Source organism: Pseudocnuella soli (assembly GCF_004347775.1).
GTDB lineage: Bacteria > Bacteroidota > Bacteroidia > Chitinophagales > Chitinophagaceae > Flavisolibacter > Flavisolibacter aquaticus.
The window spans coordinates 301757-315919 of the sequence record NZ_CP037755.1; the positions used below are offsets into that span (position 1 = coordinate 301757).

A 14163-nucleotide genomic window follows, 5' to 3' on the forward strand; every position below is an offset into this window, starting at 1 on the left:
AAAAGGTACCGCTATTTCCGCTTATTTCATCACCGGCAGCAACCCTTTCCACCCGCTTAAATAATACACCCTGAACAGCTTGGCCTTTTGCCCGCTGCGGCTTACCTCCATGGTTTGCTGCAGCCTGATGTTTTGGTAATACCGGCTGTAATGCGCTGCCACATCAAAATATTCATCCGCGGGCACAACTGTAAAAGCCCGCTGTATCGCCACTTCATCTTTACGCTGGTGGTTGAGCCAGGCATAGTGGTGAATGTCGCGGATCGGACCCAAGCCAATCATGGGTATATCGTGTGGGCGGGCAAAATAATATTCCACATGGGCGCCCCACCAGGTGTTGCACACCAGCGGCGTGCCCTCCGGTATGGCACCGGAGGCCACCATGCGGTTGTAATAAGTGCCAAATTTTTCGCCGCTGTCTTCCCAGCCCAGGCGGTCCAGCGTTACATCGCCGCTGCCAAAATCGTCGGCCCTTTTGCTGCCCCAGGTGCCGGGATAAAAATGCGTGACCAGCGGCCAGCTCAACGAAAAAACGAGTAATGCACCCAAGCTCCAGCGCAGCCACACCGGCTGCCGACCGGCGCCCCTTATTCGGGCCAAATACAGCGCGGCAATGGGCATGAGGGTAACATAGGCCGGGCCGCTCCAATGCGGGTACACCGTTCTAAAAAGGGAAAGAAACAACAGCACGGCAGCCAGCGGCAACCCAATGCACACAAACAGCCAAAGGTTGGGCCGCACCTGCCGGATTCGCCTAAAAAAAGCCGCCAGCGCTACGCCGGACAAAGCAACATTGACCGGGTTGTTGAAAAAAACCTGGCCCCACACTTCGCCGCTAAAGGTGCGCCAGTTAATGCCTTTGCCGGCCACCACCACCCGTTCGCTATGAAAGCGATAGGTAACAAAATCGTACTCGGCATTCCAGATAAGGATGGGACTGATTACCACCAGCGACACCAGCGCTGCTGCATACAACTGCGTGAGGCGCAGCCAAGCCCTTTTTTGCCACAATATAAACAGCCCCAGCCCGCCCCACAGAAATACGCCGTGCACCTTGCTCATGATGCAAAGCCCGGCGGCCAGCCCAAATAGCAGCCAACTGCTCCAGCCCCGTTCGTTGCGGAGCAGGCGTGCCAGCATCCACAGGCTGGCGGTCCAAAATACCATTTGCGGCGAATCGGGCATCAGCAGCAGGCCAGCCACCATGCCTGCGTAAAAAGAAGTGTTGTATAAAACCACCGCGTACCAGCCCGCCTTAGGCGAGTGCAGTGTGGCGGCTGTTTGGTACATAAACAGCGACGACAGCGCACAGCAAACAATGGGGCCCAGCCGCACGAAAACTTCATACTCCTGCAGGGCGTTGTTGGCAGTAAACAGGCGCCCCAGCAGGGCCACCATCGGCGGATGATCGAAATAGTTCCACTGCAATTGCTGCGTGTACAGCCAGTAATATGCTTCATCGTTGCCCAACTCGATGATACCTGCAAGTAACAGGCGCAGCAGCGAGCAGGCCAACACCAGCCAACCTGCGGCACGGCCATAATGTAGGGTTTTGGGTACAACGGCGGGTTGCAAAACCAGCGTTTGTTCGGCAGGGTGTGTCAAGTACTACAAAATTTGTTGATAAGGGCGAACGTCTTGCTTTTGCAATATACGGGCCGTTCAAATGGCCTGCTGCCAGCTGGCCGCAAGGGGAGCAACACCGTAAACAGTAAGAATGTTCTTTTTGCAACAACAATTGCAGCCAGCCGCTCCAAACCGTTACCCGGTGCGGCATGCGCCAGAGGTGCCTCGTGCCGCAATCAAAATGCGGGCACCTGCGGCGATGCTATGGCCTCAACTTTGTATAGATGCCCAAAAAGAATTATGATAGAAAAGCAATCCATAAACGGCAAGGAAGTGTGGCTTAAAGTGGACGCACACCCCATGCAGCGCGACAACCCGAATATTATTCCCCGCGAATATTTTACCGCTACTTATTACACCGAAGATCCCAACGGCGGCCCCATCCACGGCGAGGTGGTAACCGACGAAACCGGCGAACCCAAATTGTTTGAATCGCCGGTGGCGGCAATGTCGTTTGCCCGCAGCCGCATGGAAGGTGAGAACGGCCGCCAGCGATGATGGTGGCCGCAGTGGCCTGTTTTCATTAGATCGCTTTTTTGGGGAAAAACAAAGGGGCATTGCCTGTTGGTGCTGCCCCTTTGTTTTTTGTGCTTTTGTAAAAAAACCGGGCGGCTGCCCTGCGCCGCCCGCCACAGGCCCAACCATTTACCCGCAAAAATGTTTACCTTCTTTACTTAAAACCCAACGAACCATGTCACTAACTTTTCGGCTGGCAGCCCTCCTGTTGACTGCTGCCAGCATCACTGCCTGCAATAATGCACCCATTAAAGAACCCACAACAACCGATAGCACCGCCAGCGCCATGAACAAAAATGCCGACATCAGGGAAGAGCCCGTAAGCTATACATCGGGTGGCACTACGCTAGCCGGGTTTGTGGCGTATGATGCGGCCCGCAACGACAAACGCCCCGTGGTGCTGGTGGTGCATGAGTGGTGGGGCCTTACCGATTATCCCCGCATGCGGGCCCGCCAATTGGCGCAAATGGGCTACCTGGCAATGGCGGTAGATATGTACGGCGATGGCAAGATTGCCGCCAACCCCGACGAAGCGCAAAAAATGGCAACGCCTTTTTACCAAAACCCGCAGGAGGCCAAAGCCCGCCTGGATGCAGCCCTGGCCAAAGCCCTGAGCATGCCACAGGCCGACACTACCAAAACTGCCGCCATTGGCTATTGTTTTGGCGGATCGATGGTGCTGAACGCAGCCAAACTGGGCAGCAACTTCGATGGCGTGGTGAGTTTTCATGGCGGGCTGGAAGGTGTGCCGCCAAGCAAGGAGGCACTGAAAGCAAAAGTGCTGGTGGCACATGGCGGCGCCGACAATTTTGTACCCGAAACACAGGTAGCAGCATTTAAAAAAAGCATGGACTCGGTGGGCGCCGATTACGAGTTTAAGGTGTACCCCAATGCCACCCACGCTTTTACCAACCGCGATGCCGATAAAAAAGCAGCCGAGTTTGGCATGCCCATCCGCTATAATGGGGCGGCCGACACCGCATCATGGAACGATATGAAGGCGTTTTTTACCCGCATTTTTTAAGCCTGCGGCAAAACGCATTTTCATCTAGTAGCCATTTTGGGTGCAGTAAAACGGGCCGCATCTTTTGGCAATGTACTTGTGCTGTATTTATGGGCAGGGTTGGTAAATGGCCTTGCCCGGCCGGGAAAAACCGGTCTGTTGTTAACCGGAAAAATAATCAGCTATGGAACAGAACAAAGGAAATGAAGCGGTGCGCCGCGATGACCTGCGGCAAAAGAACGAAGACGGAGTGGAATCAACCCGCACGGGCTCGACCGGCGGCGACATACAGGCCACAGAGTGGACGCCGGGCGGCGATGCGCAAAAAGTAAGCGAAGACCCGCATGCCGGAAGCTATACAGGCAAGGGCACCAATGCCGGGAACGGCGGCGATTATACCGACCGTTAGCAGGCAAAAAAATATGCGGTACCGTTTGCAGCTTTTTATTGTCGCCGGTTGTCATTATTTGCACCCATTGGGCGACTACGATTGCAAACCTGCCGGAGCATGGCGATTAGCTACAGCTTTGTAACTTTCCGTAATGCTCCGGTATTTTTTTGCCCTCCTTATTGGTCTTTTATTGTTGAACGGCGTGCAGGCACAGCCCGAAACCGACTCCTTGCTGCAACGCATTTTAAAAGCCAACCCCAGCCCTGCCCTGCAGCACGTGCTGCGCAACCCGCAGGCCTACCGGTGCCAGATCATTTACACCCAGATCAACCGCAACAAAAAAAACAAACCCCAGTTCAGGCACTACTATTTCAACTACGACCCCGACCTGTATTTCAATCCCGCCTCTACAGTAAAGCTGCCGCTGGCCGCACTGGCGCTGGAAAAGCTGCACCGCATGGAAAGCCAGGGGCTGGATAAACATACCACCGTGCTGTTCGACAGTAGCTACCCCGGCCAGCGGCGCCTGCTGCGCGATACCACTGCGATCACCGGCCTCCCATCGGTGGCGCATTTGATCAAGCGGGCCCTGCTGGTTTCGGAAAACGATCCGTACAACCGGCTGTACCAGTTTTTGGGGCAGGGCCCCATTAATAAAAGCCTGCGCAGCAAGGGTTATAAAGAGAGCCGCATTACCCGCCAGTTTATGCCTTTTACCGACGAGCAAAACCGCCACACCAACGCGGTGCAGTTTGTGGGCGCCGACGACCGGCCGCTGTACCTGCAGCCGCCGGCTTACAACAAGGATTCTTTTAAGTTCCGGAAAAAGTTTTTGGTAGGCAAAGCCCACATCGACCGCAACGGCCGCACCGTGCAGGCGCCCCTTGATTTTACCCGGCACAATTACCTGCCGCTGCAGTCGCTGCAGCAAATGCTGCAGTCCATTATTTTTCCGTACTCGGTGGGGAAAAGGGAACGCTTTTATTTCAGCACCGACGACCGCGAATTTTTGCTGCGCTACCTGTCGCAATACCCTTCCGAAACGCCGTGGCCGCTGTACGATACGGCGACGTATTACGACAGTTATGTGAAGTTCTTTTTTCAAAATGGCACGCACCGGATGCCGGCCGGTGTGCGGGTATTTAACAAAGTGGGCTGGGCCTATGGCTTTATGACCGACGTGGCTTATGTGGCCGATTTTGCCAACGGCATTGAGTACATGCTTGCAGCCACTGTGTATGTAAACAGCGATGGCATTTTGAACGACGATAAGTATGAATACGAAACGGTGGGCATCCCGTTCATGCATGCACTGGGGCAAACCATTTACCAGCACGAACTAAAGCGGCAGCGCAAGTACCGCCCCAACCTGTCGGACCTGCAAATTCAATACGAACAACGCGACCCGGCCGATAAAAGAACAGCCATTTCGGTGGTGGATAATTAATGAAAAATGCAGACCATTTTTGATAACAATCAGGCTGTGAAAATGTCCCTCCTACATCGGGATGACAGTGCACAAAAGGATTGATGATGTAATACAAAAAGGGGTGGTGAGTTAATGCAGCACAGAGCTGTATTTCATCTATATCTGCGATGTGTGTTAAGCTCTTCTTGGCAACGCCTGCAAACACTGGTGCACCCGCTCTTTTACGGTATGATACAAGCCTGCATGCCCCAGCGGCATGGCCTGCAACAACATGCGGCATTCTTTTAAAAAACGCGGTGCAAACTGCGGGTCGGCTGCGGTTATTTCGTGGCTGTTATCGAGTATATCGGCGTACTTGATGGTTTGCGCATAGGGGCTGATGCGGCGCATCCGTTCCCGCTCCTCTTCTTTACGTTTTTTGCGGTTCCAATTCGGGTAGCGTTCCTTGGTGTATTCGTCGGTCAGATCATTTACCAATGCAATGGTCGTTTCGGCATCTTCGGGCGGCATAACAGTGTGCAAAAACCGGAGCAATTCTTCACTGGTTACAGGTGTGTCTTCCAGCACATCGTGCAGCAGGGCTGCAGCCAGCACCGGCACTGAATTGTTGTAGCGGCTGCATATTTCCATTACCCTGATCGGGTGCACCATGTAGCGCTCCGGCGTGTATTTGCGGGTTTGGCCGGCATGTGCTGCTTCGGCAAAATCGAGCACCTGTTGTAGGGGTTCCTGCATGTGTATAATCTTTCAAACGGCGGGCCGGAATGGGGGGCGATTACAGTTTTAATTTAATGTCTAAAGTTTAAGGTTGGGTCGATTTGGGGAGGGTAAAAAACAGGAGTTTGGTGTGCCGTCGGCGCCATGTTTTTATACAAAAAAAACGCGATGGTGTGTGCTATTTGCGGCAACAATTTTGCAGCGCCAATGGTATAAAATAAAACATCATGGAGCAGCAAAAAAACGAGGAGCAACTTGCAGGCAAGCACCGCAATGCGAACGATAAAACAGTGGAAGGAAGGGAAGCTGAAGGAAGCCTGAAAGGCAGCAAGAAAAGCGCCTTCAACGAACGCAACATGCAGGAGCACGAACGCCCCGACAAGCACGAACTGGACCACCTCGATGCGCGGGAAGATGCTACAAACACCGGGCCTGCGGGTATTTAGCGGCAGGCAAATAAGGTGTTAAATAGCGATGCCGTTTGCAACGCAACCTTAAGCCCGCATTGTGTTCAACAAGCTTGTGTGCATTGCAAAAAATTGATAGTCCAATTTACTTTTTAGGAGTCGTGGCCGGCAGCAGTTTGAAATAGGTGGCTACAAAACGGTCATTGGCAACTTTGCCTTTTACTTCGGCTTTGCGGATGGCATTGCAAAAACCATCAGTGGCGTGTGCATCGCCATGATCGTCGATGTTGGAGCCATCAACAAAATATGCCTTGCCATCAATGCGCACTGCAAGGCTGCAGCCATCGCCTTTGAGGCCAAAACGACACTGACCGCACGATGCTTCCACGGTTTTTATTTGCTGCGCCGTATCGGTGGCGGGCTTTTGCGGCCCGCTGCTTTGTGCGGCAGCACCCAGTGCACCTCCCATTACCAAGGCCAGTAGCCAATGCTTCATAGCGGTTTATTTTATAGCCGAATATAGCCCATAATGAGCAGCGCTGCCACTTGATTATGATCAGCCGGTTATTGATCGCCCAGCTTTTGCCGCAGCAATAATTTATTGAGCATAGAGGCAATGCGGTTGGCCTTCGTGCTTTCTGTTTTGGCGGCGTAGATCCACTCAATAAAAGCCTTTTGTGCTCCTTCGGGATAGCTTAAAAAAATGGCGTGCTCTTCGGGATAATCCTGCAGGCACAAGATCAATTCTTCCGGGATGGCCAGTGGCTCATTGTCCCGCTCCAGCACCAGTTGCACGGTGTCGCCCTGCCGCTTGCCTATTTGCTTCCGGATAGCGGCTTTTACCGGTAAAAACAACACGCCGTTGCCCAGCGGCATCAGGCGGCTGCTGTGCAGCGGGTGGTTGTCGATGCTGCCCTTTACTTTGATCCATCCGAAATGTGCATACTTATCGGGCGGCACTTCGGGCAGGGCAATATAAGTCCAGCCGCCCTTGCCTTTAAACTGCTCCAGCAGGTATACTCCGTTGACCAGCATCGTTGAATTTTCTGTGCGTTTAATTTTTTTAAATGCGCTTCACTCCAGCACCATGCATTGAAAACCGCTGGCCTCCACCAGTTCAATTACCTGGCTGCCGTTTACTGTTTCACCTTCCACCCGCAAAATGCGGTCACAGTCTTCCAGGTCGAAATTGATTTTGCTGCCGGGAAGTTGTTGGCCAAATGCAGCCAGCAGTTGCCGCGCCACCTGTTGGTTCGGCACGTTGGTTTTAAAAACTTCTACCATAAAAATGTGTTGCAGCAGGCCGTTGCCTGCCGTAGTTAGGCAGAATGGAAACCGCGGGGCTCCCATGCTTTTTGCCCTACAAACCTAATTGCATTTTTGGTATCATACGGTATACAACTACGACATTCGGGGTGGTATTTTGCGACAAACAGGCGGCAATAAATCAATGGTTAAACATGCTGCCCGCCTGGCTATTACCAACTGATCTTTCGGATCATTTTATTATCCGTATCGGCCACAAAAAAATGGATGTTACCCGCTGCATTTTGCACCAGCACCAACCCTTCGGGATGGCGCATGCGGCCCGCTTTTCCGTTCTCGATGCCGGGATCACCCGTACCGATGACATCGGTTTCCACGCCAGCAGGTGAGTATTTTTTAAGGCGGTGCAAACCGCGGTAGAGCACATACAAATTGCCATCGCTATCCAGCGCCATATGACTGGGATGATTGTTTACGCTGAGGTAGCCGCCAATGGTGGATACCTGCCCCGTCAATGCAATTTTGCGGATGCGGCCACCGCCTCTTTCGGCTACGTAAATATTGTACGCCTCATCCAACACAATGCCGCCGGGCCACGAAATGCCGGCCTCTGTATCCATGCCGTCGCTGCTGTTGCTCGACCCATTACCTGCAATGGTGGTCACTACTTTTCCCGGTGTTATTTTACGGATACGATGATTGGCATGATCGCCCACATAAATGTTGCCCACATCATCCACGGCAATACCATATGGCGTACTGAACTGTGCGCTTGCAGCAGGCCCATCCCTGTATCCATAAGTGCCTGTGCCGGCCACCGTGCTCACCACGCCGGCCGGTGTAATTTTCCGGATGGCGTGGTTGCTGCCATCGGCCACCAGTATGTTCCCATTCATATCTATTGCTACGTTGAGCGGGTTGTTGAACGTGGCTTCAGTGAGTGCATTGCCATTGTTCATGCCCCGTGCACCGGTGCCGGCAATGGTGCTCACTGCGCCTGCCGGTGTTATTTTGCGAATGCGGTTGGCTGCAGCATCGGCCACATACAGGTTGCCTGCGGCATCCATGGCCATGCCCTTTGGTGTGCGAAACGTAGCTGAGCCTGCAGGGCCATCGGCATTGCCTGTCGCGCCGCTGCCCGCAAAATGACTGAGCGACCAACCAGCTGGTGGCTCACCGGGTTGCCCACTGGCAGGCACAACCGAAAATGTAGCTGTGCTCATGTGCTCTTTATCGCCCCTTGCTATTTTGATCTTACCTGTGGTGGCAGCTTCCGGCACCGTGGTAACGATGGTATTTCCATTGATGGAAAGAAACGTTACCGGAACATTGTTGAACGTTACCACAAGGCTGTTGGTGTTGTTGCCAAAATGCTGGCCGGTGATGGTAACTGTAGTGCCCACCGGTCCTTGCTGCGGTGTAAAGGATGTGATCACCGGTGCCTGCTCTTCTTCGCCTGTGGGCTTTTCGGGTTGGGGTTTGGTGCAGGAGGCAAACAGGGTGAAAATAAATGCTGCAAGCACGACAACGGGTCGGCGGGCAGCAATGAAGCATTGAAGTTGAAACACGTCAGTTGGTTTTGGGTGTGTAATTCACGGCAGGCATGTTGCCGCCGGTTTTGCTAGTAAGGCAAAGAAAGAAACCCACCATTGCACCACACCCTAAAACCTGGATGAACAGCCGCACAAACAAATAAATGGAAAAGGGCTGCCCTCAAATCGTCTCATTTTTACAACAGCATCAAAAGTTGCTACACTAACCTGTATCACCTGCAGCCCTTTTGCAAAACATTACCTTCGCCGCCAAAACAGAACAATATGAAAGAAGCAGAACTGCACCAGCGCAGCGGCGGCAAATGCGAACTATGTGGCGCAACAGAAGGCCTGGAACATTTTGAAGCCGGGCCCGAATCGGCAGCCACTGCCGATGCCAGCGTGCTGCTGTGTGCAAAATGCAGGGCACAAATAGAAAAGCGTGAAGAATTGGATGCAGCGCATTGGACCGTGCTGTCGGAAAGCATGTGGAGCGAAGTGCCTGCCGTGCAGGTGGTGGCCTGGCGCATGCTCAACCGGCTGCGCAATGAAAGCTGGGCCGCCGATAACCTGGACATGCTGTACCTGCCCGATGAAACCCTTGCCTGGGCTAAAGCCACCGGTGACCACGAAAACGATGGCAGCGTGGACCTGCACCGCGATGCCAACGGCGCTGTGCTGCAGGCCGGCGATACCGTGGTACTTACCCGTTCGCTGGATGTAAAAGGCACATCGCTCAATGCCAAGTTGGGTACCGTGGTGAAAAACATACGCTTGGTGGAAAACAACACCGAACAAATTGAAGGAAAGATCGAAGGACAGGTGATCGTGATCCTGACGAAGTATGTGCGGAAACAGGGGGCGTAACATCAGCCTTCTACCGCATGCATATTTCATATCGAAACAATACAAAGCCATTGCTTCAATAAAATTCCTTTGTTGGGAATTGGTATATTTAGCTGCTGTTATTTTTGCATGGCAAATAGTAAAATGTAGCCTGTTAGCAACAGTAGTTAGCGGCAAATGAAACTTTTACTATATGGTTAGGTGCTTATGAGAAAGCTTCTATTATTACTTGTACTCTTCGTATTTAGCTGCCACTCTAAAAAGGAAGTTTTTGACGAAGCCGATTATGTTTTGGTGAAGTCTGATTCATTGAATGGAATTGTTGGTACTGAGTGGTTGGTATACAAATATGATAGCTTGCGGATGCTCCAAGTTGACTATTATGGAGACGGCAAGCTGATGGGCAAAGCATTTTTATACAACGGAAAACTTGATGGCAGAAGAGTTGTTTATGATTTTGACGGAAAGTCGTTGCTGGCTGTGGACTCTTACAGCATTGGCAAGAAAGTTATTCCGACAAAGTATTTTAAACCGGCTGATACTACTGTCAAGGGGTTTTCAGATGGTAAGTTAGAGCCATTTACAAGCTTAGATTCGCTGAAGTAGTCTACGATGCCGCTAACAGAGCGTTTGTAAAAGAATGGCCGACAAACTATCTTTCAACGATATAATATAATCTACGACACCGCAAAAGTGAAGCTGAGGAAACACAGTAAACCACTCCTTCACAAACGCTTTTGACGTTAAGTGTAAATATGGCGGAGTGTTGTAGCAAAAAAATGTGCAGCAAATAAGTATTGGCAGATCAATCATTCAAAACATTTCGCAAGCGATTGGCAGTGTTCCTAATGCAGAAAATATGAAAAGCATTCTGAGTAAGATTCCCTATTTGCGGTACGCATATTTCTACCGGGAAAACTGCGCACAGCGACCGGGCCATTATTATTCGCCAGTTGTAGATCTGGCCGATCTATCAGCCAGGAAGGAAACTATTTGGAAAAAAGGTAAAAAGCTTCCGGGAATCGATTTGAATACAGCAGGCCAGGAAAACGTTTTAGACCAGATTGTAGCACACAGCCAGAAGATTCCATTTTCAGATAATAAGACGCAACAGTACCGGTACTACTACAACAATAAAACCTATGAACATGCCGATGGATGGGTGTTGTTTGGTATGCTCAATGCTTTCAGGCCGCGCAGGATTATTGAGGTTGGTTCCGGCTTTTCTTCTGCGCTGATTCTGGACACAAAAGATGAATTTTTAGATTACCCGATTGACCTGACGTTTATAGAACCCAATCCACAAGATCGGCTAACCGGGCTTTTGAAAAAAGATGACTACAAGAACACAACGATCATCAAAGACATTGTGCAGCATGTGCCGCCAGAAACGTTTCAACAATTAGAAGCCAACGACATTTTGCTGATTGACAATTCGCATGTGTCTAAAACCGGGAGTGACGTCAATTATTTAATGACAGAAATTCTGCCCGTTTTAAACAAGGGAGTGATTGTTCATATTCACGACATCTTTTACCCGTTTGAATACCCGGAAGAATGGCTTTTTGAACACCGGCTTAACTGGAATGAACTGTACTGCGTGCACAATTTTCTTTTGTTCAACAATGCCTTTAAAATAATCTTCTTCGCAGATTTTATACAACAGGAATACAGCGCAGTATTGCAGGAAAAAGTTCCCTTGTTTTTTAAAGGCAGGCCCGGAAGTTTGTGGATTCAGCGAGTATAGCCAGTTGCGCTTTTCGCCTCTATTTGAATGCTGGCAAAAGATGAAATCTAATGAAGCTTGCAAAAGCTAATAACAAAAGAAGCCGCATCCCTCGATGCGGCTTCTTTGTTTATTGATATACTTAACTACATTGCTTTTGCCGTAGTAGTCTTCGCTCCTTTCACGTATCGCTCCAGCCATTGAAACTGCTCCCACAACACATGCAGCAGGTTTTCCTTGCCACGGTAGCCATGCGCCTCGTAAGGTAGCATCACCAGGCGCACCGTGCCGCCATGGCCTTTTACGGCGTTGAACAGTCTTTCGCTGTTAATGGGGTAGGTACCGGTGTTGTCGTCGGCCTCGCCATGGATCAGCAGCAGCGGCGTTTTAATTTTATTGGCGTAGCTAAACGGGCTCATCTCGTAGTATAGTTGCGGCGCCTGCCAGTAGGTGCGGTCTTCGTTTTGAAAACCAAACGGCGTCAGCGTACGGTTGTATGCACCGCTGCGGGCAATGCCGGCTTTAAACAGGTTGGTATGCGCCAGCAGGTTGGCCGTCATAAAAGCGCCATAGCTGTGGCCGCCCACTGCCATGCGGGCCGTGTCGCCCACACCCATTTCGGCCAGCTTGTTGATGGCTGCACGGGCATTGAGCTCCAATTGAGCGATAAAGTTGTCGTTGGGTTTTTTGCCTTGCGCTGCTACAATGGGCATTTCGGCCGCATCGAGCACGGCGTAACCTTGTGTTACATAAAAGATCGGCGAGCCAGCAGCAATGGTGGTAAACCTCGATTGTGAACCACGCACCTGCGCTGCATCATCAGCCGAATTAAACTCACGTGGATAAGCCCAGATCACTGTTGGCAGCGGCCCGTCTTTTTCCTTGTTGTATCCTTTGGGTAAATACAAATTGCCGGTCAGGTCCACACCGTCGGCACGCTTGTAGAATATCTTTTGCATGCTCACGCCTTCCATTTGCGGGTATGGATTGGTGAAGGCCGTAACAGGCTGGTCGGCAATGCGCCGCACCAGGTTTTTGATGTAATAATTGGGCACATCTTTTTGCGATTCGCGGCGGGTAAGCAGCACCAGTTTATCGGCGTCAATTACATCCACTACGTACTCATACACCCCTTCGTTGCTGCGCCAGATCACCTCGCTTTTTTTAGCGGCCAGGTTATATTTTGCCAAAAACGGCAAGTCGCCCTTGGGCGATGCGCCGGTGGTGTTGTTCATCAGCAGGCTGCTGCCGCCATCAACCGTAAAAATTACGGGGCGGCCAAAATTGTTTTTACGTGTCGCCGCCGTGCCGGGGTTGTTATACGCATCATTCTGGCTCAGGTCGTACAGTGTTTCCAGCTTGCCTGTAGCGGGGTTGAACAGGCTGGTGCGGGATACCTGTTTGGAGCGCAGGCCTTCCATTACCAACGCCAGTTCGGCATTGCCCCATTGCACGCCGCGGTAGCGCATGGCGGTGCGGAATATTTCTTTTGGCTGCCCGCTAAATGGTGCCGCAAGTGCATATACGGCATCGTGGTGCGGCACTTCTTTTTTGATAAGGCCGCTATCCAGCGGATGCGCCCATACCAGCGTGGCCGCTTCATCGTCGCGCCAGTCAAAGCCGCGGGGCAGGTTTTGCGTGTTGTCGTAACCGCTGGGCGTGCCTTCGGCCGAGGGCAGCTCAAACAGTTGTTTTACCACCTTGCCCGATGCATCTAAAATGCGGATGCTGGAAGGAAAACCGTTGGCCGTAACGAGGTAAGAAAACGGTTGGTTGAGGGTGCGGGTCAGCAGGTATTTTTTATCCGGCGATAGGGATACGGTTGTGTAAATGGCCGGCGTGCCCAGTTTTGTTTCCACGTCATTCCTATTTTGCACCAATTGCGACGTGGCATAAAACTGGAACAGGTCTTCGTCGTACGGCGATTTGATCAGATCCTGGTAAGTGGGGCTGGGTGCGGCTTTGCCCAGTGCTTCCTGCACGGCAGGCCCTTTGGGTGTAAGCGATCGCTTGGGTGCCGCAGTGGCCGGTTGCGTAGCTGCTTTATACAACACCGTAGCATCATCTACCCACTGGTATGCGGCGCCCAGTGTGGCGTTCACCGCACTCTTGCTGATGCGGGTAGCTTTTTGCGTAGCCACATCAATCACGTACAGGTCAACGCGTGTAGGATTGTTTTGCAAAAAGGCAATCTTTTTTTCGCCGGGGCTCCACGAAACGGAGGTGGCCCGGAGGCCAGCGGGCAGGCCGGCAACCGGCATTTCCTTACCGGTCTTTATGTTTTTGATGCGGAAATTGTTGATGAAATTCTGGCGGCTCGGCGAAAAGTTTTCGGGGTTGAGGCGCAGGCCTGCAAGGCGCAGTTCGGGCTGGCCCAGCTCTTCCACATCGGGGTACGAGGCCCGTTCGCTCAGCAGCATCCACTCGGCCTTGCCATCCACGCTAACGGTAGGTGTAGGCTTGGCCAGCAGCAGGTCGGTAATGTCTTTGGGTGGTGTTTGATAGGTGGCTGCGGTTTGCGCCTGCAGCGGTCCGGATAAAATCAACAGGCCGGCAAGGCACCAAACGATTGGTTTCAATTTCATTGCGGGTGAGCTTTTCTGTATTTAAATCATGTGTTGCGGGCAAAAGGTACGAAATAGGCCCAACACCGCACTGATGCTTCATTAGCAGCCGCTGGAACCTGTTGTTTTTTGCCAACGGC

The 14163-nt window shown here is 51.9% G+C and carries 15 protein-coding genes; 8 read left to right on the forward strand and 7 right to left on the reverse strand.

The window, feature by feature from the left end:
- Positions 1-21: 21 nt before the first annotated feature.
- Complete coding sequence (locus EPD17_RS01240) at positions 22-1605, reverse strand: ArnT family glycosyltransferase (protein ID WP_132051086.1); 1584 nt, start codon at positions 1603-1605, stop codon at positions 22-24.
- Between the two features lie 261 nt (positions 1606-1866).
- On the opposite strand from EPD17_RS01240, the gene EPD17_RS01245 reads away from it, so the two are divergent.
- The 4 genes from EPD17_RS01245 to EPD17_RS01260 all read left to right on the forward strand — a co-directional run bounded on the left by EPD17_RS01245 (position 1867) and on the right by EPD17_RS01260 (position 4983).
- Positions 1867-2124 carry a hypothetical protein gene (locus tag EPD17_RS01245; RefSeq protein WP_114235590.1) on the forward strand — a complete coding sequence of 86 codons (258 nt, stop codon included), beginning with the start codon at positions 1867-1869 and terminating at the stop codon, positions 2122-2124.
- Between the two features lie 193 nt (positions 2125-2317).
- Positions 2318-3166, forward strand: coding sequence for a dienelactone hydrolase family protein (locus EPD17_RS01250; RefSeq protein WP_240040702.1), 849 nt, complete (start codon positions 2318-2320; stop codon positions 3164-3166).
- 163 nt (positions 3167-3329) lie between these two features.
- Positions 3330-3554 (forward strand): hypothetical protein, encoded by a 225-nt coding sequence (locus tag EPD17_RS01255; RefSeq protein ID WP_132051088.1) that lies wholly within the window; start codon positions 3330-3332, stop codon positions 3552-3554.
- 133 nt (positions 3555-3687) lie between these two features.
- Entirely contained in the window at positions 3688-4983 is a 1296-nt protein-coding gene (locus EPD17_RS01260; RefSeq protein WP_204743250.1) for a serine hydrolase, read from the forward strand.
- A gap of 156 nt (positions 4984-5139) precedes the next feature.
- Here EPD17_RS01260 and EPD17_RS01265 read toward each other — a convergent pair whose 3' ends face one another.
- Entirely contained in the window at positions 5140-5700 is a 561-nt protein-coding gene (locus EPD17_RS01265) for an HD domain-containing protein (RefSeq protein WP_132051090.1), read from the reverse strand.
- 209 nt (positions 5701-5909) lie between these two features.
- On the opposite strand from EPD17_RS01265, the gene EPD17_RS01270 reads away from it, so the two are divergent.
- Entirely contained in the window at positions 5910-6128 is a 219-nt protein-coding gene (locus EPD17_RS01270) for a hypothetical protein (protein ID WP_132051092.1), read from the forward strand.
- Positions 6129-6234: 106 nt separating this feature from the next.
- Here EPD17_RS01270 and EPD17_RS01275 read toward each other — a convergent pair whose 3' ends face one another.
- The 4 genes from EPD17_RS01275 to EPD17_RS01290 form a co-directional block, all read right to left on the reverse strand.
- Entirely contained in the window at positions 6235-6585 is a 351-nt protein-coding gene (locus EPD17_RS01275; protein WP_165929482.1) for a DUF6370 family protein, read from the reverse strand.
- 68 nt (positions 6586-6653) lie between these two features.
- Entirely contained in the window at positions 6654-7124 is a 471-nt protein-coding gene (locus tag EPD17_RS01280; protein WP_132051094.1) for a YdeI/OmpD-associated family protein, read from the reverse strand.
- 39 nt (positions 7125-7163) lie between these two features.
- Complete coding sequence (locus EPD17_RS01285) at positions 7164-7373, reverse strand: hypothetical protein (protein WP_114235753.1); 210 nt, start codon at positions 7371-7373, stop codon at positions 7164-7166.
- 194 nt (positions 7374-7567) lie between these two features.
- Entirely contained in the window at positions 7568-8923 is a 1356-nt protein-coding gene (locus tag EPD17_RS01290; protein WP_132051104.1) for an IPT/TIG domain-containing protein, read from the reverse strand.
- Between the two features lie 249 nt (positions 8924-9172).
- On the opposite strand from EPD17_RS01290, the gene EPD17_RS01295 reads away from it, so the two are divergent.
- From EPD17_RS01295 to EPD17_RS01305, 3 genes are all read left to right on the forward strand, one after another.
- Positions 9173-9754 carry a PhnA domain-containing protein gene (locus EPD17_RS01295; RefSeq protein WP_132051106.1) on the forward strand — a complete coding sequence of 194 codons (582 nt, stop codon included), beginning with the start codon at positions 9173-9175 and terminating at the stop codon, positions 9752-9754.
- 186 nt (positions 9755-9940) lie between these two features.
- Entirely contained in the window at positions 9941-10339 is a 399-nt protein-coding gene (locus tag EPD17_RS01300) for a hypothetical protein (protein ID WP_132051108.1), read from the forward strand.
- A gap of 253 nt (positions 10340-10592) precedes the next feature.
- On the forward strand, positions 10593-11480 hold the full coding sequence (locus tag EPD17_RS01305) for a class I SAM-dependent methyltransferase (protein WP_132051110.1): 888 nt from the start codon (positions 10593-10595) through the stop codon (positions 11478-11480).
- Between the two features lie 125 nt (positions 11481-11605).
- Here EPD17_RS01305 and EPD17_RS01310 read toward each other — a convergent pair whose 3' ends face one another.
- On the reverse strand, positions 11606-14044 hold the full coding sequence (locus EPD17_RS01310; protein ID WP_132051112.1) for a S9 family peptidase: 2439 nt from the start codon (positions 14042-14044) through the stop codon (positions 11606-11608).
- Between the last annotated feature and the right edge of the window lie 119 nt (positions 14045-14163).

What these genes read in the sequence shown, in the direction of transcription:
- EPD17_RS01245 (WP_114235590.1), top strand. Translation starts at nt 1,867, where the DNA reads ATGATAGAAAAGCAATCCATAAACGGCAAGGAAGTGTGGCTTAAAGTG.
- EPD17_RS01280 (WP_132051094.1), bottom strand. Translation starts at nt 7,124, where the DNA reads ATGCTGGTCAACGGAGTATACCTGCTGGAGCAGTTTAAAGGCAAGGGC.
- EPD17_RS01275 (WP_165929482.1), bottom strand. Translation starts at nt 6,585, where the DNA reads ATGAAGCATTGGCTACTGGCCTTGGTAATGGGAGGTGCACTGGGTGCT.
- EPD17_RS01295 (WP_132051106.1), top strand. Translation starts at nt 9,173, where the DNA reads ATGAAAGAAGCAGAACTGCACCAGCGCAGCGGCGGCAAATGCGAACTA.
- EPD17_RS01260 (WP_204743250.1), top strand. Translation starts at nt 3,688, where the DNA reads ATGCTCCGGTATTTTTTTGCCCTCCTTATTGGTCTTTTATTGTTGAAC.
- EPD17_RS01250 (WP_240040702.1), top strand. Translation starts at nt 2,318, where the DNA reads ATGTCACTAACTTTTCGGCTGGCAGCCCTCCTGTTGACTGCTGCCAGC.
- EPD17_RS01285 (WP_114235753.1), bottom strand. Translation starts at nt 7,373, where the DNA reads ATGGTAGAAGTTTTTAAAACCAACGTGCCGAACCAACAGGTGGCGCGG.
- EPD17_RS01270 (WP_132051092.1), top strand. Translation starts at nt 5,910, where the DNA reads ATGGAGCAGCAAAAAAACGAGGAGCAACTTGCAGGCAAGCACCGCAAT.
- EPD17_RS01310 (WP_132051112.1), bottom strand. Translation starts at nt 14,044, where the DNA reads ATGAAATTGAAACCAATCGTTTGGTGCCTTGCCGGCCTGTTGATTTTA.
- EPD17_RS01255 (WP_132051088.1), top strand. Translation starts at nt 3,330, where the DNA reads ATGGAACAGAACAAAGGAAATGAAGCGGTGCGCCGCGATGACCTGCGG.
- EPD17_RS01305 (WP_132051110.1), top strand. Translation starts at nt 10,593, where the DNA reads ATGAAAAGCATTCTGAGTAAGATTCCCTATTTGCGGTACGCATATTTC.
- EPD17_RS01265 (WP_132051090.1), bottom strand. Translation starts at nt 5,700, where the DNA reads ATGCAGGAACCCCTACAACAGGTGCTCGATTTTGCCGAAGCAGCACAT.
- EPD17_RS01300 (WP_132051108.1), top strand. Translation starts at nt 9,941, where the DNA reads ATGAGAAAGCTTCTATTATTACTTGTACTCTTCGTATTTAGCTGCCAC.